The sequence below is a fragment of the Pantoea sp. Cr_R13 genome, from assembly GCF_029222565.1.
Taxonomy (GTDB): Bacteria; Pseudomonadota; Gammaproteobacteria; order Enterobacterales; family Enterobacteriaceae; genus Pantoea; species Pantoea eucalypti.
Genome location: NZ_JARHXL010000013.1, coordinates 355,653 through 379,309, shown reverse-complemented (window position 1 = coordinate 379,309; position 23,657 = coordinate 355,653). Strand labels below are relative to the sequence as shown.

General features: G+C 56.6%; 24 protein-coding genes and 1 other annotated feature. Of the genes, 16 read left to right on the top strand and 8 right to left on the bottom strand.

From position 1 onward, the window contains the following. Positions 1-40: 40 nt before the first annotated feature. The 5 genes from P2R09_RS09410 to ltnD form a co-directional block, all read right to left on the bottom strand. A complete protein-coding gene (locus P2R09_RS09410; protein WP_008926045.1) occupies positions 41-1,396 on the bottom strand; it encodes a GntP family transporter in 1,356 nt (451 codons plus the stop codon). Between the two features lie 124 nt (positions 1,397-1,520). Then, positions 1,521-2,306: an HPr family phosphocarrier protein gene (locus P2R09_RS09405; RefSeq protein WP_275770662.1), complete on the bottom strand. Its 786-nt coding sequence runs from the start codon at positions 2,304-2,306 to the stop codon at positions 1,521-1,523. Then, complete coding sequence (locus tag P2R09_RS09400) at positions 2,306-2,950, bottom strand: aldolase (protein ID WP_275769036.1); 645 nt, start codon at positions 2,948-2,950, stop codon at positions 2,306-2,308. The genes P2R09_RS09405 and P2R09_RS09400 overlap by 1 nt, the downstream gene beginning before the upstream one ends. Then, entirely contained in the window at positions 2,943-4,205 is a 1,263-nt protein-coding gene (gene otnK, locus P2R09_RS09395; protein WP_275769034.1) for a 3-oxo-tetronate kinase, read from the bottom strand. The genes P2R09_RS09400 and otnK overlap by 8 nt, the downstream gene beginning before the upstream one ends. After that, positions 4,205-5,110, bottom strand: coding sequence for an L-threonate dehydrogenase (gene ltnD / locus P2R09_RS09390; RefSeq protein ID WP_275769032.1), 906 nt, complete (start codon positions 5,108-5,110; stop codon positions 4,205-4,207). The genes otnK and ltnD overlap by 1 nt, the downstream gene beginning before the upstream one ends. Before the next feature lie 266 nt (positions 5,111-5,376). On the opposite strand from ltnD, the gene ygbI reads away from it, so the two are divergent. Further along, complete coding sequence (ygbI, locus tag P2R09_RS09385; RefSeq protein ID WP_275769030.1) at positions 5,377-6,138, top strand: DNA-binding transcriptional repressor YgbI; 762 nt, start codon at positions 5,377-5,379, stop codon at positions 6,136-6,138. Positions 6,139-6,187: 49 nt separating this feature from the next. On the opposite strand, the gene P2R09_RS09380 is transcribed toward ygbI, so the two are convergent. Then, positions 6,188-7,546 (bottom strand): APC family permease, encoded by a 1,359-nt coding sequence (locus P2R09_RS09380; RefSeq protein ID WP_004571330.1) that lies wholly within the window; start codon positions 7,544-7,546, stop codon positions 6,188-6,190. A gap of 404 nt (positions 7,547-7,950) precedes the next feature. Beyond that, on the bottom strand, positions 7,951-9,369 hold the full coding sequence (locus P2R09_RS09375; RefSeq protein WP_275770660.1) for a glutamine synthetase family protein: 1,419 nt from the start codon (positions 9,367-9,369) through the stop codon (positions 7,951-7,953). 201 nt (positions 9,370-9,570) lie between these two features. Between P2R09_RS09375 and puuD the strand changes: the two genes are divergently transcribed. From puuD to P2R09_RS09360, 3 genes are read left to right on the top strand one after another with little or no spacing between them, the layout of a single operon-like run. Beyond that, positions 9,571-10,338, top strand: a complete 768-nt coding sequence (gene puuD, locus P2R09_RS09370) for a gamma-glutamyl-gamma-aminobutyrate hydrolase (RefSeq protein ID WP_004571328.1) — start codon at positions 9,571-9,573, stop codon at positions 10,336-10,338. Continuing rightward, positions 10,331-10,888 carry an HTH-type transcriptional regulator PuuR gene (gene puuR / locus P2R09_RS09365; RefSeq protein WP_008926054.1) on the top strand — a complete coding sequence of 186 codons (558 nt, stop codon included), beginning with the start codon at positions 10,331-10,333 and terminating at the stop codon, positions 10,886-10,888. The genes puuD and puuR overlap by 8 nt, the downstream gene beginning before the upstream one ends. 19 nt (positions 10,889-10,907) lie before the next feature. Continuing rightward, complete coding sequence (locus P2R09_RS09360) at positions 10,908-12,185, top strand: FAD-binding oxidoreductase (RefSeq protein WP_275769025.1); 1,278 nt, start codon at positions 10,908-10,910, stop codon at positions 12,183-12,185. A gap of 163 nt (positions 12,186-12,348) precedes the next feature. Here P2R09_RS09360 and P2R09_RS09355 read toward each other — a convergent pair whose 3' ends face one another. Next, positions 12,349-13,176, bottom strand: coding sequence for an SDR family oxidoreductase (locus P2R09_RS09355; protein ID WP_275769023.1), 828 nt, complete (start codon positions 13,174-13,176; stop codon positions 12,349-12,351). A 179-nt stretch (positions 13,177-13,355) separates the two neighbouring features. Here P2R09_RS09355 and hisL point away from each other — a divergent pair, with 179 nt between their 5' ends. From hisL to P2R09_RS09295, 12 genes are all read left to right on the top strand, one after another. Continuing rightward, on the top strand, positions 13,356-13,403 hold the full coding sequence (gene hisL / locus P2R09_RS09350) for a his operon leader peptide (RefSeq protein ID WP_100396937.1): 48 nt from the start codon (positions 13,356-13,358) through the stop codon (positions 13,401-13,403). Beyond that, positions 13,379-13,499: a sequence feature (His leader region), on the top strand. Its footprint overlaps the gene before it by 25 nt. A gap of 45 nt (positions 13,500-13,544) precedes the next feature. After that, positions 13,545-14,444: an ATP phosphoribosyltransferase gene (gene hisG, locus P2R09_RS09345; RefSeq protein ID WP_004571317.1), complete on the top strand. Its 900-nt coding sequence runs from the start codon at positions 13,545-13,547 to the stop codon at positions 14,442-14,444. A gap of 3 nt (positions 14,445-14,447) precedes the next feature. After that, positions 14,448-15,752, top strand: a complete 1,305-nt coding sequence (gene hisD / locus P2R09_RS09340) for a histidinol dehydrogenase (protein ID WP_275769015.1) — start codon at positions 14,448-14,450, stop codon at positions 15,750-15,752. Continuing rightward, the gene (gene hisC, locus P2R09_RS09335; RefSeq protein WP_008926059.1) at positions 15,749-16,825 is read left to right on the top strand and encodes a histidinol-phosphate transaminase; all 1,077 of its coding nucleotides are present in this window, start codon (positions 15,749-15,751) and stop codon (positions 16,823-16,825) included. The genes hisD and hisC overlap by 4 nt, the downstream gene beginning before the upstream one ends. Beyond that, positions 16,822-17,889: a bifunctional histidinol-phosphatase/imidazoleglycerol-phosphate dehydratase HisB gene (gene hisB / locus P2R09_RS09330; protein ID WP_275769013.1), complete on the top strand. Its 1,068-nt coding sequence runs from the start codon at positions 16,822-16,824 to the stop codon at positions 17,887-17,889. The genes hisC and hisB overlap by 4 nt, the downstream gene beginning before the upstream one ends. After that, positions 17,889-18,479 carry an imidazole glycerol phosphate synthase subunit HisH gene (gene hisH, locus P2R09_RS09325; RefSeq protein ID WP_004571312.1) on the top strand — a complete coding sequence of 197 codons (591 nt, stop codon included), beginning with the start codon at positions 17,889-17,891 and terminating at the stop codon, positions 18,477-18,479. Before hisB ends, hisH begins: the two co-directional genes overlap by 1 nt. Further along, positions 18,479-19,216 carry a 1-(5-phosphoribosyl)-5-[(5-phosphoribosylamino)methylideneamino]imidazole-4-carboxamide isomerase gene (gene hisA, locus P2R09_RS09320; protein WP_275769010.1) on the top strand — a complete coding sequence of 246 codons (738 nt, stop codon included), beginning with the start codon at positions 18,479-18,481 and terminating at the stop codon, positions 19,214-19,216. Before hisH ends, hisA begins: the two co-directional genes overlap by 1 nt. After that, a complete protein-coding gene (gene hisF / locus P2R09_RS09315; protein WP_004571310.1) occupies positions 19,198-19,974 on the top strand; it encodes an imidazole glycerol phosphate synthase subunit HisF in 777 nt (258 codons plus the stop codon). Before hisA ends, hisF begins: the two co-directional genes overlap by 19 nt. Beyond that, positions 19,968-20,579 carry a bifunctional phosphoribosyl-AMP cyclohydrolase/phosphoribosyl-ATP diphosphatase HisIE gene (gene hisIE, locus P2R09_RS09310; protein WP_039659822.1) on the top strand — a complete coding sequence of 204 codons (612 nt, stop codon included), beginning with the start codon at positions 19,968-19,970 and terminating at the stop codon, positions 20,577-20,579. Before hisF ends, hisIE begins: the two co-directional genes overlap by 7 nt. A 114-nt stretch (positions 20,580-20,693) precedes the next feature. Further along, positions 20,694-21,170, top strand: a complete 477-nt coding sequence (locus tag P2R09_RS09305) for a YbaK/prolyl-tRNA synthetase associated domain-containing protein (RefSeq protein WP_275769006.1) — start codon at positions 20,694-20,696, stop codon at positions 21,168-21,170. A 66-nt stretch (positions 21,171-21,236) separates the two neighbouring features. Beyond that, complete coding sequence (locus P2R09_RS09300) at positions 21,237-22,028, top strand: ABC transporter substrate-binding protein (protein WP_275769004.1); 792 nt, start codon at positions 21,237-21,239, stop codon at positions 22,026-22,028. A 106-nt stretch (positions 22,029-22,134) separates the two neighbouring features. After that, positions 22,135-23,433: a succinylglutamate desuccinylase/aspartoacylase family protein gene (locus P2R09_RS09295; RefSeq protein WP_039659817.1), complete on the top strand. Its 1,299-nt coding sequence runs from the start codon at positions 22,135-22,137 to the stop codon at positions 23,431-23,433. Positions 23,434-23,657 lie beyond the last annotated feature (224 nt).

Below are 23,657 nucleotides of genomic sequence, written 5' to 3'. Positions count from 1 at the left end.
CGGCATCACCTGCCGGGTCTGAGTGTCTGATATTGTTGAATCAGAGTACGGTCCACGCCAGCCAGGTCAGCGCAAAACCGCTTAATCCCATTATTGTCGTCAGCACGGTCCAGGTGCGTAAACCATCGGCGACGGATAATCCAAGATAACGGGTCACCACCCAGAATCCCGCATCGTTGACATGCGACAGTCCCAGGCCGCCAAAACAGGCTGCGAGGGTGACCAGTACCCGCTGCATATCCGTCACGCCAGTTACCGCCTGCGTCAGCAAACCACTGGTGGTCAGGATGGCAACTGTTGCTGAACCCTGTGATGCACGCAGTGCCAGCGACAGGATAAACGCAGCCGGGACCAGCGGCAGATTCAGCGTTTCAAGCGTGACCGCCAGCGCTTTACCCACGCCCGACTCCACCAGCACTTTACCGAATGCCCCACCCGCACCGGCCACCAGAATCACGCTGGCTGAGGTGGGAATGGCGCGACCAGTCAGATCTTCCAGCTTGTCTTTGCTCCAGCCCCGTCGCACGCCCAGCAGCCACGCCGCCAGACCTAAGGCAATCAGCAGAGCAATCGGCGGCGTGCCAATCACGGTCATCACATTTCGCAGCAGGCTCCCTTCTGTCAGGAGTGTGTGGGACAGCGTTCCCAGCACAATTAACACAATCGGAACCACAATCAGACCGCAGATGGTCAGCGCGCCGGGCGGTGCTGGCTCATTTTTCTTTTCCTGTCCCTCCGGCTTCGCCATCTGCAACTGTTCCAGCACCTCCACCGACAGAGGGTAATGGCGACGGTTCATGACCTTCGCCACGTAGTAGCCGATGATGCCGACCGGCACTGAAATCGCAATACCCAGCATCATCAGCCATCCCATATCGGTGTGCAGGATGCCCGCCGCAGCGGCTGCGCCCGGATGGGTCGGCAGCGCCACGTGCACTGTCAGCATCACACCCGCCATCGGCAGACCAAATTTCAAAGGTGAGACGCGTGCCACCTTAGTGAAGCCATAAATCAGCGGGATAACGATGATAAAGCCCACTTCGAAAAACACCGGAATGCCCAGGATAAAGGCCGCCATGGTCAGGGCCGCGACGGTTCGCTTTAGCCCCAGCGTTTTACTGAAGCGTTGCGCCAGCGATTCAGCACCGCCCGAAGCTTCAATAATCGCCCCAAGCATGGCACCCAAAACGATAATGATGGTGATATGACCGAGCAGCCCACCCATCCCGGTGATAATCGTCTCCATGATTTTTTCAGCCGGAATGCCGGTCGCGATAGCCACCAGTAGACTCACAATTAACAGGGCGACAAACGGATGAACTTTGGCTTTGATGACCAGCAGCAGCAGGATCACGATGCTGGCGGTCGCTATGGCTAACAGCAGTGCGGTGGACATAGTAAACCTCAGAAATTGTTATATTTTTTTGGGTTATCGACGTACAGAAATAGCAGGTGCAGGGCCAGAAAAAGGCAAGCCTCTCCCTACCGGTGCCGAAACACCGGTTTTAAAGCACGTTAAATCAGGTTCTTATCTTCCAGGGTTTAAACCAGCCAAGCCCCTCGGTCGTTTTTCCGCGCGGGATGTACTCGCAGCCGATCCAGCCGGCATAGCCAACCTCATCCAGCAGCGCGAAGAGGTACGGATAATTAATTTCACCCTCATCCGGCTCATGGCGATCCGGTGCCGACGCAATCTGTACGTGACGATAGCGTCCGGCATAGTGGCGAATCAGATGGCTGAGGTTGCCGTCAACACGCTGCGCATGGAACAGGTCGAGCTGAGTAAACACATTGGGCCGGTCGATCTGTTCAGCCATCTCCAGCGTCTGATACTGGCTGGCGTAGAGATAATTGGGTTTGGTTGTCGGGTTGAGCGCTTCTATCAGCAGGGTGATGCCGTGCGGCGCAAAGCACTCAGCTGCATAACGCATGTTGCGGATAAAGGTCTCGACGTAGCGCTGGCGGTCGGCACCAGGCGGCACCGTCGCGGCCATGATATGAACCTGCGGGCAGTTCAGCGCAATCGCATAACGCAGGGCGCGATCGATATCCGCCTTAGCTTCCGCTTCCCGTCCGGGAATGGCAGAGACGCCCCACTCACCCGCCGCAATGTTGCCGGGAGCCGTATTGAACAGCACAAGCTCCAGATGATTATCATCAAGCCACTGTTTTATCTGCGTGGCGGGATAGTCATAAGGAAACAGAAACTCGACCGCCGTGAAACCGGCTTCTGCCGCTGCCGCAAAGCGTTCAGCAAAGGGGTATTCTGTAAACTGCGTCGAAAGGTTAGCAGCAAACTTCGGCATCATCGGCTCCTTAATTCCGCCACTTCGGCATCATTGAGATAACGAATCGGGCGATCGCCCAGGGTAAAGATCAGCCGGGCAGTCTCTTCCAGCTCTTCGGTGTTATCTGCCGCTTCCTGTAGTGACTTGCCCACCACCACAGGGCCGTGATTCGCCAGCAGAAAGGCACGGTAGCGCGGTGCCAGCGTTGCCAGATCCTCTGCCAGTCGTTTATCGCCCGGCTTGTAGTAAGGCACGACCGGCACATCACCCACGCGCATCACGACATAAGGCGTAAACGGGCGAATGCAGTTGTTCGTGTCCAGATCCTGTAAACACGACAGCGCCGTGAGGTAGTGGCTATGCAGATGCACCACTGCCCTGCAGTCAGGATTATTCAGATAGAGCGCGCGGTGAAACGCGATCTCCTTGGAGGGTTTATCACCGGAGAGCCATTCCCCCTCAGGCGTGACTTTTGACAGCCGATCACCCTGTAATTCACCGAGGCAGGAACCGGTGGGTGTTGCCAGCAGATTGCCATCGGCCAGCAACATAGAGAGGTTACCCGCCGAGCCGGTGGCATAGCCACGCTGAAAGAACGACGCGCCCAGGCGGACCATCTCGTCACGCGCCTGCTGCTCCGCGAAAGAGAAAGATTCAGACATAAGTAAACTCCGTTTGCGCGCGGCGGAAAAAGTCTTCATCGCCAAAATTGCCTGATTTCAGGGCCAGTGAGAGCGGCTGATGGATATCGCGAACCCAGGGTACGCCAGGTGAAATGGTCGGGCCGATGTGAAAGGCCGTTACGCCCAGGCTCTGCGCAACCACACCGGAGGTTTCACCGCCCGCCACGATAAAGCGCTGCCAGCCGCGCTTTTTCAGCTCACGGGTGACGGCGGCAAACAGCTGCTCAACGGCTTCACTGCTGCGCTCCGCACCATAGCGCTGCTGAATGACCTGCAACTGTTGCGCGTCCGCAGTGGCAAACAGCAGCGGTGCCAGCGCCTGATGGCGATGTGCTTCTACCCAGTCGCACAGCTGTCGGGCATACCCTTCGGCATCTTTCAGGCAGTGTTCAATCTCAACTTCGCAGGCCGGTGCCAGCTGGCGATACGCGGCAACCTGCCGGTTGGTCATCTGCGAGCAGGAGCCGGAAAGCACCACGGCGCGATCGCCCTGCGGACGACCGGCCTGCTCCGCCTCAGCGTCGGTCTCAGCCGTCGCCCACTGCCGTGCCAGACCGATAGCCAGCCCCGAACCACCGGTGACCAGCCGCATATCGCTTAGCGCCGCGCCCAGCGTCACCAGATGATCCTGATGCAGAGCATCGGTCACGACGTAGTTGATCCCCTGCGCCGCCAGCTGGCCCAGCGCCTGACGCACTGACTCTACGCCCTGTTCGACCTGCGCCGCTGCGATCAGCCCGGCTTTTCCCGACGCCTGCGACGTCATCAGACGCAGCAGGTTGCTGTCGTGCATCGGTGTGACCGGATGATGACGCATCCCGGAATCTGACAGCAGCTGATCACCGACAAACAGATAGCCCTGGTAGACGGTGCGGCCATTGACCGGCAGCGCCGGACAGATGACCGTCTGCGTTTCACCCAGTGCGTTCAGCAGGGCGTCGGTCACCGGACCGATATTGCCCTGCGCGGTGCTGTCGAAAGTAGAACAATATTTGAAGTAGAAGCGCTCGCAGCCCTGTTGCTGCAGCCAGGCCAGCGCCGCCAGCGACTGGGCAACCGCCTGCTCTGCCGGACAGGAGCGGCTTTTCAGGCTGACCACAATCGCCTGCGCCCCGGTGATTTCTTCGCTGGCGGGAATGCCGTTGAATTGAATAGTGCTCAGGCCGTTCTGCACCAGAAAACTGGCGATGTCCGTCGCACCGGTGAAATCGTCCGCTATGACCCCAAGACGCATCAGTTTTTCTCCCCGGCCTGTGGCAGCGTGATACCGCTGAAGATTTTAATTACCGCGCTGTCATCTTCACGGCCATATCCCGCGTTGCTGGCTTCGGTGAACATGTTGAGGGCGGTCGAGGCCAGCGGCAGCGGGAAGTGCAGCGATTTGGCAGTATCGGCGACCAGATTAAGGTCTTTCACAAAGATATCGACGGCTGATTTCGGGCTGTAATCCCCGTCTACTACATGCTTCATACGGTTCTCGAACATCCACGAATTGCCCGCCGCATTGGTGACGACTTCATACATGGTTTCCAGCGGGATACCGGCCCGCGCCGCCAGCGCCATCGCTTCTGCACCCACGGCGATATGAACACCCGCCAGCAGCTGATGGATAATTTTGACGGTAGACCCAAGGCCGATTTCACTGCCCACGCGGTACACTTTGGCCGCGACCGCATCCAGCACCGGCTGCAGGTACGCAAAGGCTGCGTCGCTGCCTGAGGCCATCACGGTCATTTCACCGCTTGCGGCTTTGGCGGCACCGCCGGAAACCGGGGCATCCAGCATCAGCAACTGGTGTTCGGCCAGCCGCTGTTCAATCTGCTGCGCATCGTGCGCGGAGAGCGTGGATGAAACCATGACTGCGGTACCGGGACGCAGTTTTGCAGCCAGGCCCGCTTCACCGAACAGAATGGCGTTTACCTGCTGCGCGTTCACCACCAGCAGCAAGACGGCATCAAGTTGGTCTGCAAAGGCAGAGGCAGATGGCTGCGCATCACGCGCGCCGGCCTGACGTAAACTCTCCAGCGCAGCGGGGTTCAAATCGACACCCCAGGTGTTTAAACCGGCACGCAGACAGGATTTCGCGGCACCCATGCCCATAGAACCTAACCCGATAACACAGATGTTTTCAGCTGGCACGTTACGCCTCCACTGTTAAATTAAGTGATTATTTGTTTGTTACTGTTAATCCTGCCAGCTTACTCCCGGTAAAAATGTGTTATCCCTCACAAAAAAACATCACACTTGTGAACAGGAACAATTTTTAACATGGCATATTTATCCGCAATCTGGCTCTTAAAGGGCGTTAAAGCAAGCTATCATGGGGTGCATGCTGCTATTTTTTGTTCTGGATAAGCGGCAGATACTTTATAGTGTGAAAAAATGATAATTATCAGGGAGCAGATATGATTCCGGTTGAACGTCATCAACAGATTCTGGCGCTGGTCGCCGATCGTGGCGTGGTCAGCATTGCAGAACTCACCGAGCGGCTGGGTGTGTCACACATGACCATACGTCGTGATGTGCAGAAACTGGAAGAACAAGGTGCGGTGTTGTCCGTTTCCGGCGGCGTACGCTCGGCCGATCGGCTGGCGGCTGAACCCTCACATCTGACGAAAAGCGCCCTCTACAACGAAGAAAAGTGCGCTATCGGCCACACCGCGGCCGGGCACATTCCGCGTAACAGCTGCATCTATCTGGATGCCGGCACCACGACATTAGCGCTGGCACGAGAGCTGGTGGCTCGGGATGATGTGCTGGTGGTGACCAATGATTTTATGGTGGCGAATCTGCTGATGGAAGCGAGTCAGTGCCGGGTTATTCACACTGGCGGCACCGTATGCCGGGAGAACCGCTCCTGTGTCGGCGAGTCGGCGGCACGAAGCCTCCGTCATCTGGCTATCGATATTGCCTTTATTTCCGCCTCCTGCTGGGGGCCGCGCGGCTTGTTTACGCCGGATGAAGATAAAGTGATGGTGAAACAGGCGGTGAGTGAGGTGAGCAGTAAGCGGGTGCTGCTGAGTGACAGTTCGAAGTACAACAGGATTGCGACGTTTCTGGCGTTACCGCTGGAGAGGTTTGATGTGGTTATAACCGATAAAAAACTGAGTAATGCAGGACGGGAGTTGTTAAGTATGGGTAACTGGGAGCTGGTGCTGGCCAGTTAAACCGTTGCCGCCTTTCCGTTCTTGCGGAAAGGCGGCAACGTTAGCGCGATTAAACTTCTTCGCTGAACTGCGGCACCGGATTACGGAAGCTGCGGGTCACAAAGGCCAGGTAGATAATCCCGATGGCGGCCCAGATCAGGCCCAGCTCCATAGAACTCTCTTCCAGGTTTACCCACAGCGCACCCACCGTCAGTGCACCCAGCAGCGGCAGCAGCAGATACTGAACGTGATCTTTCAGCGTGCGGTTACGCTTCTCACGGATCCAGAACTGCGCGATCACCGACAGGTTCACGAAAGTAAACGCCACCAGCGCACCAAAGTTAATCAGCGCGGTAGCCGTGACCAGATCAAAGTTAATCGCCATCAGCGCAATCGCACCGACCAGCAGCACGTTGAGCGATGGGGTACGCCATTTTGGATGGATATAACCGAAGAAACGCTCCGGGAACACACCATCACGGCCCATCACATACATCAGACGCGATACGCCAGCGTGCGCTGCCATACCGGATGCCAGCACCGTGACCACCGAGAAGATCAGGATGCCAACCTGCAACGCTTTACCGGCGACAAACAGCATGATTTCAGGCTGTGAGGAGTCCGGGTGCTGGAAGCGGGTGATGTCCGGGAAGTAAAGCTGCAGGAAGTAAGACGCAGCGATAAAGATCACACCACCAATCAGCGCAGTCAGGAAAATGGCGCGAGGAATTGTGCGTTCTGCATCTTTGGTCTCTTCCGACAGCGAACTGATGCCATCAAAGCCCAGGAACGAGAAGCAGAGTATGGTCGCACCGGTAATCATCGGCACCACATGGGCATTCTCAGACCAGAACGGACGGCTGCTTACCAGCGTACCGGAACCGACGCCGCTTGCCACACCGTAGATCACCATCGCAGTGATCCCGACCATGACAACCACCTGCAGCACCACAATCACGCTGTTGAAGTTCGCAACAGTTTTGATGCCCTTGAGGTTAGAGAGCGTCATAAACCCAACCAGCAGCACAACAAAAATCCACGACGGAATGCCCGGCACCAGCGATTCGAAATAGTTTTTAGCCAGCAGGATGTTGATCATCGGCATGAACAGGTAGTCCAGCAGAGATGACCAGCCGACCATAAAGCCGACATGCGGACTGATTGCCTTCTGAGCGTAGGTATAAGCGGAGCCCGCAGAGGGGAAGCGGCGTACCAGCTTACCGTAACTCACAGCAGTAAACAGAATCGCAACCAGCGCAAAAGCATAAGCGGTGGCGACGTGACCGTCAGTCAGCCCGGAAACGATGCCAAAGGTATCGAACAGGGTCATAGGCTGCATGTAGGCTAAGCCCATCATGACAACCGGAAGTAACGTGAGTGTTTTTTTGAGTTGCGCACGCTGCGGTGCGGCGGAGGTATTAAGCGACATGCTTCAGTCCCCCATGTGCAACAACCTGGCTGGGCTGGGTCACAGGGCAACTGCGCATTAAGCGACAGGGAGAAAGGTTAGCGGTTGACGCGGCGCCGTAGTCATCACGAAAACGCGTACCAGCGTTAGCTGGCAGAGTGTAAAACATCCCCATCTTTGTAATCCTCAATCTCACGCTTACGCGTGTTTTCAGTGTTTATCTATCCGGGTGCGTGCCCGGCCTCGGTTAAGTCAGCAAAAACGCTCTATTAAAACCTGATGCAAAAAAAATAACCGGCGCGTGAAGCGTCGGTTATCATCTGATTTTGCAGGCCGCGTATTCTGCCCCAACCCGTGGCAGAAATACAAGCCATCGGGGCATCATATGCAAAAATAACGCACGGAATTGCTGGTAAACCGGCGTTTCAGGCGTTTTTCAGCATCCAGTCAATTTCCGTAGAGGTAATCAGCCGTTCAAACTGCATCAGTTCATAATTTTTGCAGCTGTGCCAGACACTGGCAAAACGTTCGCCCAGTAACTTCTGCAACGGATAACTGTTGTCAAATTCATACAGTGCATCGCTCTGACGAATCGGCAGTGCCAGCCCCTCGGCATGATGACCGTTGCCAGTGACCGGATGCGGCAACGGCAACTGAGTATCCAGCCCGTGCAGTATCCCGGCCAGGATAGCCGATACCACCAGATAAGGGTTAGCATCGGCGCCGGCCACGCGATACTCAATACGGTGGTTATCAATATCGCCACAGGGAACGCGCAGCGCAACCGTCCGGTTGTTATGGCCCCATGAGGCCTGTAACGGCACATAGGCATCCGGAACAAAGCGGCGATAGGCATTCACGTTAGGTGCCAGCAGCGCCATTGACGCGGGCATCAGGTCGATCATGCCGGCCAGCGCGCGTTTCATCAGTGGCGAATCACTGCCGTCATCGCAGGCGAAAGCATTGTGATCGGCCGCATCCAGCATGCTGATATGCACATGCATGCCGCTGCCCGCATATTCCTCATACGGCTTGGCCATAAATGTTGCGGTCATACCGTGATTTTCCGCCACCTGACGAATCAGACGCTTGAGCTGCACCGCATGGTCGCAGGCGCGCAGCACGTCGCGCGTGTGGTGGAGGTTAATTTCAAACTGTCCGGGCGAGGCCTCCGCCAGTGCGCCGTCAGCCGGTATGCCCTGCTGACGCGCCAGATCGTCAATGTCGCGCAGCACATCGGCGAAGTGATCGAGGTTATCTACCGAGTAGACCTGGCTCTGCATATTGCGTTCATCACTACCAGGCGAACACGGCGGCTGGATAAAGCCTTCAGCATCACGCTTTTTGTCCACCAGATAGAACTCCAGCTCTACCGCTACCACCGGAAACAGCCCTCGGTTACGCAGCTGTTGCCACAGCCGGTTAAGGACATTTCGGGGTTCAACGTCAAAGGGAGTGCCATCTTGGTTGCACATGGTTAACAACAGCTGCGCAATGTGTTGAGGGTCAGACGCGGAGGGAACTAACGTACCGGTGACGGGCAGACAGAGGTTATCAGGTTCGCCCAGTGACTGGCCGAGTCCCGCTTCTTCCACCGTGTTGCCGAGGATATCCATGGCAAACACCGAGGCAGGGAAATAACACCCTTTTTCCAGTTTAGACAGCGCAGAGACCGGAATGCGCTTGCCGCGGAACACACCATTTAGATCATTTAACAGGATGTCGACATACTGCGTTTCAGGATGGCGCTCCAGCCAGGTTTTCACCTCAAGCTGGAACGCGCTGGTTCGTTTCTCTTCACTGTGAAGCATGAAGTCTTCCACTTCTACCAGGTTAGTCATGATCTCACCCGCCCCTATTAGGTTTGCGTAATGCTCAAAATAACAGCCACACCACTAACATAGCGCCAACATAAAAAGTGTGCAAATGTAACAATTCTGTTTGAAGAACAAACAGCAGGTTGTTAGATTGAAAAAATATTGCACACTTAGTCACCAGACGTGCCTTTTCGGTAGATATTTCGAACAGCGATGCGAGGGCGGGAGATGGGCATTATTTTTGACAAGCCGTTGATTGGCGTAGTGATGTGTCAGAAAGATTTGGGCGGCCATCTGACCCAGACGGTTCACAACAAATATATCGACGCGATTGTTCTTGCAGGCGGTGTGCCGCTGGCACTTCCCCACAGTCTGATGAATGCCCCTCATCTATTAGAAAACGCTATGGCTGTTCTGGATGGCCTGCTGCTAACCGGCAGCCCAAGTAATATCGAACCCTGGCATTATGGCGAGCCGGGCGAAGAGCCCCATGCCGATCCGGGGCGGGACCATCTTGCCTTTCAGCTGATCACCTGGGCAACCAGCCATAAAATGCCGATATTCGGCATCTGCCGTGGCATGCAGGAGCTGGTGGTGGCGAATGGCGGCGCGCTGTGGAGAGAAGTGAGCGGGCAGCCGCCGTTTCAGCGTCATCATGAAGATGAGACGCTGCCACTGGATCAACAGTATGCACCGGCACATCAGGTCACTATCGAACCGGATGGCGTGCTGGCAACATTACTCGACAGTGATAGCCCACTGAGGGTCAATTCACTGCATCATCAGGGCGTACGCGAACCGGGCCCGCAACTGCGCGTTGAAGCGCGCGCGCCGGATGGCCTGATTGAGGCCGTCAGTCTGCGTCATCATCCCTTCGCCCTGGCGGTACAGTGGCATCCCGAGTGGCAGCCAGAAAGCACGGCGGGATCACAGGCGCTGTTCAGCGGCTTTATTCAGGCCGCCATTCGCTATCACAGGGGAAAAGCAGATGAGTGATGCCACGCTGGCACCGGGACGACGACTGGCGCAGATTCGCCAGACGCTGGGGCTGTCGCAACGTCGGGTTGCCGAACAGGCCGGGCTGACTCACAGCGCCATCAGTACCATTGAGCAGGATAAAGTCAGCCCGGCAGTCAGCACGCTGCAGAAGCTGCTGAAGGTTTATGGGCTATCGCTGTCAGAATTCTTTTCGGAACCCAAACCGGACGCAGAACCCAAAGTGATTGTCCGTCCCGGCGACCTGGTGGAGATTGGCAGCCAGGGTGTTTCGCTGAAGCTGATCGACAACGGTGGTGCGCAGCGCTCGCTGGGCATGCTGCTGGAAACGTATCAACCCGGCGCCAGTACCGGCGAGAAGCTGCGTCATCCGGGCGAGGAAACCGGCACACTGCTGGAAGGCGAAATTACGCTGGTGATTAACGGACAAGCGTTTCATCTCTCCGCCGGAGAGAGCTACGTGATTGATACCGGCTTACCGCACAGCTTTACCAACAGTGCAGACTTCCCGTGCCGCATTGTCAGTGCCCACACGCCAGCAAATTTCTAGGCGCATTCCGGAGGTTGTTATGAATTATGTGGAGAGTTATTACGTTGCGACCGCCAATACGCATGCGCCCTGGCCGACGCTGCAGGAGAGCATTCAGTGTGACGTCTGCATTATTGGCGGTGGTTTCACCGGTCTTTCGGCGGCACTGCATCTGACCGAGGTGGGTTACGACGTGGTCGTGCTGGAAGCAGCACGCGTCGGCTTTGGTGCCAGCGGTCGTAATGGCGGTCAGGTGGTGAACTCCTACAGCCGCGACGTAGATGTGATTGAACAGCGCTACGGCAAAGAGAGCGCCCGCATGCTGGGCGGCATGATGTTTGAAGGCGCTGAGATTATCCGCGACCGCATCAAGCGGTATGCAATTGAGTGTGACTACCGTCCTGGCGGCATCTTTGCGGCCCTGAATACGCGCCAGATGGCGCATCTGCAGAAACAGAAAGCGTTATGGCAGCAGTATGGCAATTACGATCTGGAGCTGCTGGACGAACGCACCATTCGCCGCGAAGTCGCCACCGAACGCTACGTCGGCGGACTGCTGGATCGGCGTGGCGGTCATCTGCATCCGCTGAACCTGGCACTGGGTGAAGCAGAAGCCATCCGGCGACATGGCGGGCGCATCTATGAACAATCTGCGGCAACCAATGTGGTTTACGGCACACCTAATCGGGTGAAAACGGCTCACGGCGAGGTGAGCGCAACGTTTGTGATCTTCGCCGGTAACGCCTATCTGTCACCGCAACTGGAGCCGCGCCTGAGCAGGAAAAGCATGCCGTGTGGATCGCAGATTGTCGCGACCGAGCCGCTGACACCCGACCAGGCGTTATCGCTGATGCCGAACAACTACTGTGTGGAAGATTGTAACTACCTGCTGGATTACTTCCGACTGACCGCAGATAACCGGCTACTTTATGGCGGCGGTGTGGTCTATGGCGCACGTGAACCGGCGGATATCGAAGCGTTAATACGACCCAAACTGGCGCGCACGTTCCCGCAGTTGCAGAATGTGAAGCTGGACTTCAGCTGGAGCGGCAATTTCCTGCTGACGCTGTCGCGCATGCCGCAGTTTGGCCGGCTGGAGAACAATGTCTATTTCATGCAGGGTGACAGCGGCCATGGTGTGACCAGCACGCATCTCTCCGGCAAGCTAATCAGCGAAGTGTTACGCGGCGACGCCGAACGGTTCGATGCTTTTGCCCGCCTGCCTCACCTGCCCTTCCCCGGCGGACGGCGGTTTAAAGTGCCGCTGACGGCGATGGGCGCAGTGTGGTACGCGCTGAGGGACCGGCTGGGAGTATGAGGTTAAGGGCCAGACTTTGCTGTCTGGCCTGCTTATTACCGGCCTGCCTGCGAGCACAATCTGCCCTGTTCTTGAACCCCTTAAGTATGTTGTAACTATATAGCACGGGCACTCATGCCATTCAGCGGGGGCATCCTGCCCCCACAATATCGTCATCAACGTATCACTCCAGCGGCATCTTCACCGGATCATCATAGCGATACTCAAAGCCGAGTTCGCTACAGATACGTGCCCCATCAATCAGCTTGCCGCTGTCTTTTACGGCCTCTGCCGCGAACTGCGGCGGCTGCAGGCCAAGCTGGCGCGTGACAGCAGGATAGAAGGTGTCACGCGTCGGGTGCTTTGGCGCACTCAGGTTATAAATCCGGCCGCCTTTGGGCAACTGCAGCAGCAGCGTAATCGCCTCGACAACATCATCCAGATGCACCAGATTCACGCCCTGCGAGCCATTCGCCACATCCTGCTTACCCGCCAAGAAGCGGCCTGGATGGCGTTTTGGCCCGACCAGACCGGAAAGGCGCAGAATATCCACGCTGGTCCCAGGCAGATCGTGCAGCCAGCTTTCCAGTTTCACAAGCGTCTTTCCGGCTACCGTTTCTGCAGCCAGCGGGCTGTTTTCCCGCTTAACACCGGAACTGCCGCCATAAACTGACGTTGAGCTGGTAAAGATGATGCGCGGCACTTTGTACACCAGCGCGGTATCGACCACATTCTGCACCGCCTGCAGATAGGCCTCGCCACCTTCTGCGGTGCGACTGGCGGGCAGCGTAACGATCAGTGCATCAACGTTGAACAGCGGCTCAATATCGGCGGCATCACAGAGCAGTTCCGGCGTCAGTTCCAGCTGGAACGCCTCAATGCCGCAGCGACGTGCGGCTTCAACACCGTCTGGCGTGGTTTTGCTGCCGGTAACCTGCCAGCCTCGCGCGGTTAACGCCGTGGCCAGCGGCATACCCAACCAGCCCAGTCCCACAATCGCGACCTTCTTCATTTTGACTCCTGACGTGAAACATCAACCCCGACTTCACCGTAGTTTGCCCCCGGATTGCAAACCAGAACAACCTGTTTCAGTGCTTTCCGAATCGCCTGTTTAAAAAAGTGTTGCCAAGCGCAGCCATCTTAGTTAGGTTAAACCCCACAAATGAATACTCATTCATCGACGAGATTATTATGACACGCGTTCAGTTCAACCATCATCACCACCATCATCCTGACTAGTCTTTCAGGCGATTGGTGCTGGAAGACTTTCAAGATCTTCCAGTGGTGTGAACGCAAGAGAACCCCCGGAAGATCGTCTTCCGGGGGTTTTTTTATGGGCTGACGTAACCACACATTCAGGACAGGAAAAGGACAGGAACCATGTTAGATAACACCCGTTTACGCATAGCTATGCAGAAATCTGGCCGTTTAAGTGATGATTCACGCGAACTGCTGGCGCGCTGCGGCGTTAAAATCAACCTTCAGCAACAGCGCCTGATTGCGTTTGCGGAGAACATGCCGATCGACATCCTGCGTGTGCGCGATGACGATATCCCTGGCCTGGTGATGGATGGCGTGGTCGATTTAGGCATCATCGGTGAGAACGTGCTGGAAGAAGAACTGCTCTCACGTCGTGCTCAGGGTGAAGATCCGCGCTATTTCACGCTGCGCCGCCTGGATTTCGGCGGCTGCCGCTTGTCACTGGCGATGGCGACTGACGCCGAGTACACCGGCCCGGAATGCCTCGATAAGTCCCGCATCGCCACCTCTTATCCTCACCTGCTCAAACAATACCTCGACAAAAAAGGTGTCAGCTTCAAAACCTGTTTACTGAACGGTTCCGTGGAAGTGGCGACCCGTGCGGGTCTGGCGGATGCCATCTGCGATCTGGTTTCCACTGGTGCAACCCTGGAAGCCAACGGCCTGCGCGAAGTTGAAGTCATCTATCGTTCCAAAGCCGTATTGATTCAGCGTGACGGCGAGATGCCTGCCGCCAAGCAGGAGCTGATCGATAAGATGATGACCCGTATTCAGGGCGTGATTAAAGCGCGTGAATCGAAGTACATCATGCTGCACGCGCCGAGTGAGCGTCTGGAAGAAGTGATTAGCCTGCTGCCTGGCGCAGAGCGTCCGACCGTTCTGCCACTGGCAGGTGATGTCAGCCGCGTAGCGATGCACATGGTCAGCAGCGAAACCCTGTTCTGGGAAACGATGGAAAAACTGAAAGCATTGGGTGCCAGTTCCATTCTGGTGCTGCCTATTGAGAAGATGATGGAGTAAGCCATGGCCTTTTCTACCCCGATTGAGTGGCAGCAGTGCACCCCCGAACAGCAGCAGGCGCTGCTGTTACGTCCCGCCATCGCCGCCTCTGAAAACGTCACGCTGACGGTGCGCAACGTGCTGGAGCAGGTAAAGCTGAACGGCGATGACGCTCTGCGTGAGTTCAGCACCCGCTTTGATAAAGCGCAGGTGGAAAACCTGCGCGTGACGCCGCAGCAGATAGCAGAAGCCAGCGCCCGTTTAAGTGACGAACTGAAGCAGGCGATGGCCGTCGCGGTGGGGAATATCGAACCCTTCCACAACGCGCAGATTCTGCCGCCGGTGGATGTTGAAACACAGCCTGGCGTGCGCTGCCAGCAGATCACTCGACCAGTGAAATCGGTCGGACTCTATATTCCTGGTGGTTCCGCCCCGCTCTTCTCTACCGTGCTGATGCTGGCGACACCTGCCCGTATCGCCGGTTGTGGCCGAGTAGTGCTCTGTTCGCCGCCGCCGATTGCCGATGAGATTCTTTATGCCGCGCAACTGTGTGGCGTAGAAGAGGTGTTCCAGGTGGGTGGCGCGCAGGCTATCGCCGCGCTGGCCTTCGGTACGGAAACCGTGCCGCGCGTCGACAAGATTTTTGGTCCTGGCAATGCCTGGGTCACAGAAGCGAAACGTCAGGTGAGTCAGCGTCTTGATGGCGCAGCGATTGATATGCCAGCCGGGCCTTCAGAAGTGCTGGTGATTGCTGATGAAGGTGCCACCCCCGCGTTTGTTGCGTCTGATCTGCTCTCACAGGCCGAACATGGCCCTGACTCGCAGGTGATTCTGCTGACGCCGTCACGTAATCTGGCCGAAGCGGTCGCGGAAGCGGTTGAGCAGCAGCTGGCGCAGTTGCCGCGTGCGGCCACGGCGCGTCAGGCGCTGGAGAGCAGCCGCCTGATCGTGGCGCGCGACCTTGAGCAATGCGTTGAGATTTCCAATGTTTACGGCCCGGAGCACCTGATTCTGCAGACCCGCCAGCCGCGCGATCTGGTGGACTCCATCACCAGCGCCGGTTCGGTATTTTTAGGCGACTGGTCACCGGAGTCCGCAGGCGATTACGCCTCAGGCACCAATCACGTGTTACCGACCTACGGTTATACTTCGACCTGTTCCAGCCTGGGCCTGGCTGATTTTCAGAAACGCATGACGGTGCAGGAGCTGACGCCTCAGGGCTTCCTGAATCTGGCCGCGACCATTGAAACCCTGGCCGCCGCCGAGCAGCTGGATGCCCACAAAAATGCCGTCACCCTGCGCGTTGCCGCACTAAAGGAGCAAGCATGAGTCAGGATATTGAGCAGCTGGCGCGCGCCAATGTACGCGCTCTGACGCCTTATATGTCGGCGCGTCGTCTGGGTGGCAATGGCGATGTCTGGCTTAACGCCAACGAGTTTCCGTTGCCGGTGCCGTTTGAACTGTCACAGCAGACGCTGAACCGCTATCCCGAGTGTCAGCCGAAAATCGTGATTGAGCGCTATGCAGCCTACGCAGGTTTAACGCCAGAGCAGGTGCTGGTGAGCCGTGGGGCGGATGAAGCGATTGAACTGATCATGCGCGCTTTTTGTGAGCCGGGGCAGGATGCGATTCTGTTCTGTCCACCGACTTATGGCATGTACAGCGTCAGCGCCGAAACCATCGGCATTGAATACCGTACCGTCCCGGCGCTCAGCGACTGGCAGCTGAATCTTCCTGCTATCGCGGAACAGCTGGACGGCGTGAAAGTCGTTTATCTTTGCAGCCCGAACAACCCGACCGGCAACCTGATTAATCAGGATGATATCCGTCAATTGCTCACGATGACTGCCGGTAAAGCGCTGGTAGTGGCCGATGAGGCCTATATTGAATTTTGTCCTCAGGCGACGCTGACTGGCTGGCTGAAAGATTATCCGCATCTGGTGATCCTGCGTACACTCTCGAAAGCCTTTGCGCTGGCTGGCCTGCGTTGCGGCTTTGCGCTGGCCAATAAGCCCGTTATCGACCTGCTGATGAAAGTGATTGCGCCCTACCCGCTGGCCACACCGGTGGCCGATGTGGCCGGTCAGGCATTGAGTGAACAGGGTATTGCGCTGATGCGTGAACATGTTGCGGAGCTGAATGCAAACCGCAGCTGGCTTCTGGCCGAACTGCCTCAGCTGGCCTGCGTTGAGCAGGTTTTCCCCAGCGAGACTAACTATGTTCTGGCGCGCTTTACCGATTCACCAAAAGTCTTCAAAACCTTATGGGATCAGGGCATTATCCTGCGTGATCAGAACAAAAATCCGGGCCTGTCGGGATGTCTGCGCATCTCCATCGGCACGCGTGAAGAGTGCGCACGAGTGATCGCCGCGCTGCAAGCCTTTTCTGTGGAGCAAGCATGAGCCAGAAGACCCTTTTTATTGACCGCGACGGTACATTGATCTCTGAGCCGCCTGAAGATTATCAGGTGGACCGACTGGATAAGCTGGCGTTTGAGCCAGACGTTATCCCGGCGCTGCTGGCGCTGCAGGCCGCCGGTTATCGCCTGGTGATGATCACCAACCAGGATGGTCTTGGCACCGCCCGTTTTCCGCAGGCCGATTTCGACGGTCCGCACAATCTGATGATGCAGGTTCTGACCTCGCAGGGCATTGTGTTTGACGATGTACTGATCTGTCCGCACATGCCGGACGACCACTGCGACTGCCGCAAGCCCAAAACTAAAATGGTGGAAGCCTGGCTGACAGAGGGCGCGCTGGATACCGCCAACAGTTACGTGATTGGCGATCGCCTGACCGACGTTCAGCTGGCAGAGAACATGGGTATTCAGCCTATCCGCTACGGCGCTGACGGCGAGAACTGGCAGACCATCCAGCAGCGTCTGACGCAGCGAGATCGCCATGCGCTGGTGCAGCGCAACACCAAAGAGACGCAGGTGCGGGTTGAACTGTGGCTGGACCGCGAAGGCGGCAGCAAAATCAATACCGGCGTGGGTTTCTTCGACCATATGCTGGACCAGATTGCGGTGCACGGCGGGTTCCGCATGCACATCGAAGTAAAAGGCGATCTCTACATTGACGATCACCACACGGTGGAAGATACCGGTCTGGCACTCGGCGAAGCGCTGCTGAAAGCGCTGGGCGATAAACGCGGCATTGGCCGGTTTGGCTTTGTGCTGCCGATGGATGAATGTCTGGCGCGCTGTGCGCTGGATATCTCCGGCCGACCGCACATCGAGTTCAAAGCAGAGTTCAACTATCAGCGCGTGGGCGATCTCAGCACCGAGATGGTCGAGCATTTCTTCAGCTCACTCTCCTACGCCATGATGAGCACCCTGCATCTGAAAACCAAAGGCAAGAACGACCATCACCGCGTCGAGAGCCTGTTTAAAGCCTTTGGTCGCACGTTGCGCCAGGCGATCCGCGTTGAGGGCAATACGCTGCCAAGCTCGAAGGGAGTGCTGTGATGAACGTGGTGATCATGGATACCGGTTGCGCCAACCTCTCCTCGGTAAAGTGGGCGATTGAACGTCTGGGTTACACCCCGGACGTCAGCCGCGATCCCGATGTGGTGCTGCGCGCCGACAAACTCTTTCTGCCCGGCGTCGGCACCGCACAGGCAGCAATGAACCAGCTGCAGGAGCGTGACCTGATCGATCTGGTGAAAGCCTGTACCCAGCCGGTGCTGGGAATCTGCCTGGGTATGCAGCTGCTGGGACGCGGCAGCGATGAAAATGGCGGCGTGCCGACCCTGGGCATTATCGATGAGCCAGTGTCTTTGATGGACACTCATGGCCTGCCATTACCGCACATGGGCTGGAACCAGATTACCGCGCAGGCGGGCAATCATCTGTTCCGTGGCATTGACGAAGGATGCTACTTCTACTTCGTCCACAGCTACGCCATGCCTGTTAACGCCAGCACCATCGCTCAGTGTCACTACGGTGAAGCCTTCACTGCCGCGGTGCAGAAAGATAACTTCTTCGGCGTCCAGTTCCATCCGGAACGCTCGGGCAAAGCGGGCGCGCAGCTGCTGAAAAACTTCCTGGAGATGTAATGATTATCCCCGCGTTAGATTTAATTGACGGAAAAGTGGTTCGTCTGCATCAGGGCGATTATGGTCAGCAGCGCGATTACGGCAGCGATCCGCTGCCACGTCTGCAGGATTACGTAAGCCAGGGCGCGACCGTGCTGCATCTGGTGGACTTAACCGGCGCGAAAGATCCGGCGAAACGCCAGATTGCGCTGCTGAAAACTCTGCTCAACGGCGTTGATGTCACGGTGCAGGTCGGTGGCGGCATTCGCAGCCGGGACGATGTTCACGCGCTGCTGGAAGCCGGAGCCAGTCGTGTGGTGGTCGGTTCCACCGCGGTGAAACAGCCTGAAGAGGTAAAGCAGTGGTTTGCGGAGTTTGGCGCAGAGGCGATTGTGCTCGCGTTAGACGTGCGCATTGATGCCAGTAACCGCAAAGAAGTCGCAATCAGTGGCTGGCAGGAAGCGGCAGGCGTGACGCTGGAGGAGGTCATTACCGATTTTCAGCAGGTGGGTCTGAAGCACGTGCTGTGCACCGACATTTCGCGCGACGGCACCCTCAGCGGCTCCAATGTTTCGCTCTATCAGGAAGTCACGGCGCTCTTCCCGACGATTGCTTTCCAGTCTTCGGGTGGCATTGGCGACCTCAATGATATCGCCGCCCTGCGCGGTAGCGGTGTTCAGGGCGTAATTGTCGGACGTGCGCTGCTGGAAGATAAATTCACTGTTTCGGAGGCGATTGCATGCTGGCAAAACGGATAATTCCCTGCCTGGACGTACGTGACGGCCAGGTAGTCAAAGGCGTACAGTTTCGCAATCACGAGATCATCGGCGACATCGTGCCGCTGGCGCAGCGCTACGCCGCTGAAGGTGCCGATGAACTGGTGTTCTATGACATCACCGCCTCATCTGATGGCCGCGTCGTCGACAAAAGCTGGGTGTCGCGCGTGGCTGAGGTGATTGATATTCCGTTCTGCGTAGCAGGCGGGATTAAAACCCCGGAAGACGCGGCGCGCATTCTGGAGTTTGGTGCGGATAAGATTTCGATTAACTCACCAGCGCTGGCCGATCCCTCGCTGATCACCCGCCTCGCTGACCGTTTCGGTGTTCAGTGTATTGTGGTCGGCATTGATACCTGGTTTGATGAAGCCAGCGGTAAGTATCAGGTGAATCAGTACACCGGTGACGAGGCGCGTACCCGCGTGACACAGTGGGAAACACTGGAGTGGGTGCAGGAAGTCCAGAAACTGGGCGCAGGCGAAATCGTGCTGAACATGATGAACCAGGATGGCGTGCGTAACGGCTATGACCTGGTGCAGCTGAAGAAAATGCGTGAAGTCTGCAACGTGCCCCTGATTGCCTCTGGCGGTGCAGGCACGATGCAGCACTTCCTCGACGCGTTTACTGAGGCGAATGTGGATGGTGCTTTAGCGGCCTCAGTATTCCATAAGCAGATTATTAATATTGGTGAGCTGAAAAGCTTCCTGATCGACAACGGAGTGGAGATTCGCGCGTGCTAACCGAACAACAACTGTCCCAGCTCGACTGGGACAAAACTCAGGGCATGATGCCGGTCATCGTTCAGCATAACGTCTCAGGCGAAGTGCTGATGCACGGCTACATGAACCCAGAGGCGCTGGAAAAAACGCTGGCAGAAGGTAATGTCACCTTTTTCTCCCGCACCAAAAACCGGTTGTGGACCAAAGGCGAGACCTCCGGCAATTTTCTGCAGGTCGTAAGCATTACGCCTGACTGCGACAATGACACGCTGCTGGTGCTGGCAAACCCGATTGGCCCGACCTGCCATCTGGGCACCACCAGCTGCTTCTCGCCGGCTGTGCCTGAGTGGACTTTCCTCTATCAGCTGGAAGAACTGCTGGCATCACGCAAAACGGCCGATCCTGAAAGCTCCTACACTGCCCGACTTTACGCCAGCGGCACCAAGCGCATTGCGCAGAAAGTGGGCGAAGAAGGGGTTGAGACCGCGCTGGCGGCGACCGTCAACGATCGGGATGAGCTGACCAATGAAGCGTCTGACCTGGTCTATCACCTGATGGTGTTGTTACAGGATCAGGATCTGGACTTCAGTGCGGTGATTAACAACCTGCGCGCCCGCCATAAGTAATTGTGCAATATACTGCTCAGAATTTCGTTTTTATGCGGATTCTGAGCAGAATCCTTCTCAATCCTCACCCCCATCCCACACAATAATGGCGACTCAAACCTCGGGGAGAGAACCGTGACGACCCATGAAAAATTAATCGCCCTGCTCGACCAGCACCAGGCTCGCTATCGTCTGATGGAACACGAGGCGACCGGTAAATGTGAAGCGGTTGCGGCAATACGCGGCACCGAAATTGGCCAGGGCGCGAAAGCACTGGTCTGTCATGTGAAAGGCAACGGCGTTAAACAGCATGTGCTGGCAGTTTTACCAGCCGATCAGCAGGCGGATCTGGGCAAAGTCGCGGCAGCGGTCGGTGGACGACGCGCCTCACTCGCCAGTCCGGCGGAGACCGATCTGCTGACCGGCTGCGTATTCGGGGCTATCCCGCCGTTCAGCTTTCATCCTGACCTCAGACTGGTCGTTGACCCCACGCTGTTTGAACGTTATCCGGAGATCGCGTTTAACGCCGGTCTGCTGGAGCGCTCAGTGATCCTGAACACCGAAGATTACCGGTCGCTGTGCGCGGCTGACGTGGTGAAGATAACGCAGTAATTGCCATCCCGGCAGCCCGGCGATACTCTGCATAAACATGCATCACGACAGAATAAGAGCAAAATCATGAACATTTTCACTCAACGCCTGCGTCAGACGCTGGCAGTGGCGGTTATGGCTGGTTGTGCGTTTGGCGCGCAGGCGAAAATCGAACAGGTGCGTTTCGCGGTCGACCCGACCTATCCACCGTTTGAATCGAAAACACCACAGGGCAAGCTGGTCGGCTTTGATATCGATCTGGGCAATGCGCTCTGTACTCAGATGCAGGCGAAATGCGTCTGGGTTGAAAGCCAGTTTGACGGCATGATCCCGGCGCTGAAAGCGCGTAAATTCGATGCCATTCTCTCTGACATGGGCATTACCGAAGAGCGCCTTAAACAGATCGATTTCACCGTGCCGCTCTATGACACCCACACCCAGCTAATCGCCCGTAAGGGTTCTGGCATACTGCCAACGGTTGAATCCCTGAAAGGGAAAACAGTCGGCGTGGAACAGGGAACGGTACAGGAGCGCTATGCGCTGGCGAAATGGCAGCCGCATGGTGTGACCGTGGTGCCTTATGGCGATCAGGCCCAGGTTGAAAGCGATCTGGTTTCAGGCCGGCTGGATGCAGTATTCACTGATGCCGCACAGGCGGCCATTGGCTTCCTGAAGCATCCGCAGGGTAAAGACTTTGAGCTGGCTGGCCCGATTATTCAGGATCCGATTATCGGCCCTGGCACGGCAATCGGCCTGCGCAAAGGCGATGCGGAGCTGAAAACGGCACTGGATAATGCCTTTGCCGAAATCAAAAAGAACGGCACGTTTGACAAGATTCAGAAGCGCTATTTCGCTACGGATATCTCTATCCAGCAGTAACCTCGCGGTCGCCCTTTTTCGTCCTCACCGCGATCCGGCACTATACTTTAACTTTTTCAGGACGGCGCGCTGTCGTCCTTTGCCGATTAAAGGACATTAACACGGTATGCATCAACAACATCATCCACTGTTAAGCGCCTCTTTAGGCACCCAGCGTGAAATCATCAGTTTTCATTTTGCTCCGGACCACGAGCGTCAGGTCTATATCCAGGCTGCACTTCATGGTGACGAACTGCCCGGTATGGCGGTGGCATGGTTTCTGAAACAAAGACTGCAGTCGCTGGAGTCCGCCGGACAGCTCAAAGCCGCGTTTACCCTGGTGCCGGTTGCTAATCCCCTGGCGCTGGGACAGCACTGGCACGGCACCCATCTGGGTCGTTTCCATACGCTCTCTGGTCAGGACTTTAATCGCCGTTTTCCGTCACTGGGTACCACGCTGGCGGCCGGACTGGCGGATAGCCTGACGCAGAGTGAATCGCAGAACCGAAGCCTGATTCGCGACGCGATCGATCGTCACTATCGCGATACCGTGCCAAAAACGGAGCTGGATGCGCAGCGTTATACGCTGATGCGAATGGCCAGCCAGGCAGACCTGATGATTGACCTGCACTGTGACTGGGAAGCCGTGCCGCATCTCTACACCACGCCGCATGCCTGGCCGGACATTGAGCCGCTGGCGCGATGGTTAGGCAGTGAAGTGCAGCTGCTGGCGCAGATCTCTGGCGGTGAACCGTTTGATGAAGCCTGCTGCGAACCCTGGCTGACGCTGGCAGAACGCTTTGGCAAAGATTACCCCATGCCACGGGGATTGCTGCCGGTGACGCTGGAGTTACGAGGCGTGCGTGATGTGTCGCCTGAACAGGCGGAGAAAGATGCGGATGCGATTATTTCGGCACTGCAGGAAGGCGGTTATATCGGCTACAGCGAGCCCTCAATTTCCGTGGAAGTGGCTGCACCTGTAATCGGTGGCGATGAACTGGTTCCGGCAAGCGCGGGCGGTGACGATATCGTGGCAATCAATGACGGACCGATTGGTTTAAACGTGCCTGACGTTGCTGAAGCGCCGGGAGAGACAGGTGTGATTAAAGAGCGTCACAGTGAAGGATCGGCGGCAGCCTCCCCTGCCCTGAAAAATCCCCCTACGCCGTTAGCAGGTTGCGAATATATTCATTCGCCGGTGTCAGGTCTGATTCTGCATCGTAAACCGCTTGGCGCACAGATTCGGCCAGGAGAAGTAGTCGCTGAGATTGTCGATCCGATTACTGACCATATCACGCCACTGGTGGCAGAGCATGGCGGTATCCTTTATGCAAGGCACTGGGTGAGGTTTGCGACGGCAGGCATGCTGGTAGTGCGGCTGGCGGGTGAGAAGGAGATTCGGAGCGGGGATTTGCTGGTAGGATAAAAAAAGGGCTTCCCGAGGGAAGCCCTTTTTAGTGATTAATTGGCGAAGTAAAAGCTCAAATATGAAAACAAAATAAACTTACCTTTAAGGTCATACCATGACCTATAGCAAAAATAACGAGTTCATTTTCCATTAAAGATTAAGAAAAGACGAGTAATAATCACCCAAAATCAGGTTGGCTTTTAAAGAAAATGAAGAGCCTGTGCAGAAGATCACAATCAGAT

Coding starts and splice junctions, on each gene's coding strand:
- P2R09_RS09380 (WP_004571330.1), bottom strand. CDS start 7,546: ATGTCGCTTAATACCTCCGCCGCACCGCAGCGTGCGCAACTCAAAAAA.
- hisF (WP_004571310.1), top strand. CDS start 19,198: ATGCTGGCAAAACGGATAATTCCCTGCCTGGACGTACGTGACGGCCAG.
- ygbI (WP_275769030.1), top strand. CDS start 5,377: ATGATTCCGGTTGAACGTCATCAACAGATTCTGGCGCTGGTCGCCGAT.
- P2R09_RS09295 (WP_039659817.1), top strand. CDS start 22,135: ATGCATCAACAACATCATCCACTGTTAAGCGCCTCTTTAGGCACCCAG.
- P2R09_RS09300 (WP_275769004.1), top strand. CDS start 21,237: ATGAACATTTTCACTCAACGCCTGCGTCAGACGCTGGCAGTGGCGGTT.
- P2R09_RS09355 (WP_275769023.1), bottom strand. CDS start 13,176: ATGAAGAAGGTCGCGATTGTGGGACTGGGCTGGTTGGGTATGCCGCTG.
- hisG (WP_004571317.1), top strand. CDS start 13,545: ATGTTAGATAACACCCGTTTACGCATAGCTATGCAGAAATCTGGCCGT.
- hisC (WP_008926059.1), top strand. CDS start 15,749: ATGAGTCAGGATATTGAGCAGCTGGCGCGCGCCAATGTACGCGCTCTG.
- hisH (WP_004571312.1), top strand. CDS start 17,889: ATGAACGTGGTGATCATGGATACCGGTTGCGCCAACCTCTCCTCGGTA.
- hisA (WP_275769010.1), top strand. CDS start 18,479: ATGATTATCCCCGCGTTAGATTTAATTGACGGAAAAGTGGTTCGTCTG.
- P2R09_RS09405 (WP_275770662.1), bottom strand. CDS start 2,306: ATGCCGAAGTTTGCTGCTAACCTTTCGACGCAGTTTACAGAATACCCC.
- puuR (WP_008926054.1), top strand. CDS start 10,331: ATGAGTGATGCCACGCTGGCACCGGGACGACGACTGGCGCAGATTCGC.
- hisD (WP_275769015.1), top strand. CDS start 14,448: ATGGCCTTTTCTACCCCGATTGAGTGGCAGCAGTGCACCCCCGAACAG.
- P2R09_RS09360 (WP_275769025.1), top strand. CDS start 10,908: ATGAATTATGTGGAGAGTTATTACGTTGCGACCGCCAATACGCATGCG.
- P2R09_RS09400 (WP_275769036.1), bottom strand. CDS start 2,950: ATGTCTGAATCTTTCTCTTTCGCGGAGCAGCAGGCGCGTGACGAGATG.
- otnK (WP_275769034.1), bottom strand. CDS start 4,205: ATGCGTCTTGGGGTCATAGCGGACGATTTCACCGGTGCGACGGACATC.
- P2R09_RS09410 (WP_008926045.1), bottom strand. CDS start 1,396: ATGTCCACCGCACTGCTGTTAGCCATAGCGACCGCCAGCATCGTGATC.
- puuD (WP_004571328.1), top strand. CDS start 9,571: ATGGGCATTATTTTTGACAAGCCGTTGATTGGCGTAGTGATGTGTCAG.
- hisB (WP_275769013.1), top strand. CDS start 16,822: ATGAGCCAGAAGACCCTTTTTATTGACCGCGACGGTACATTGATCTCT.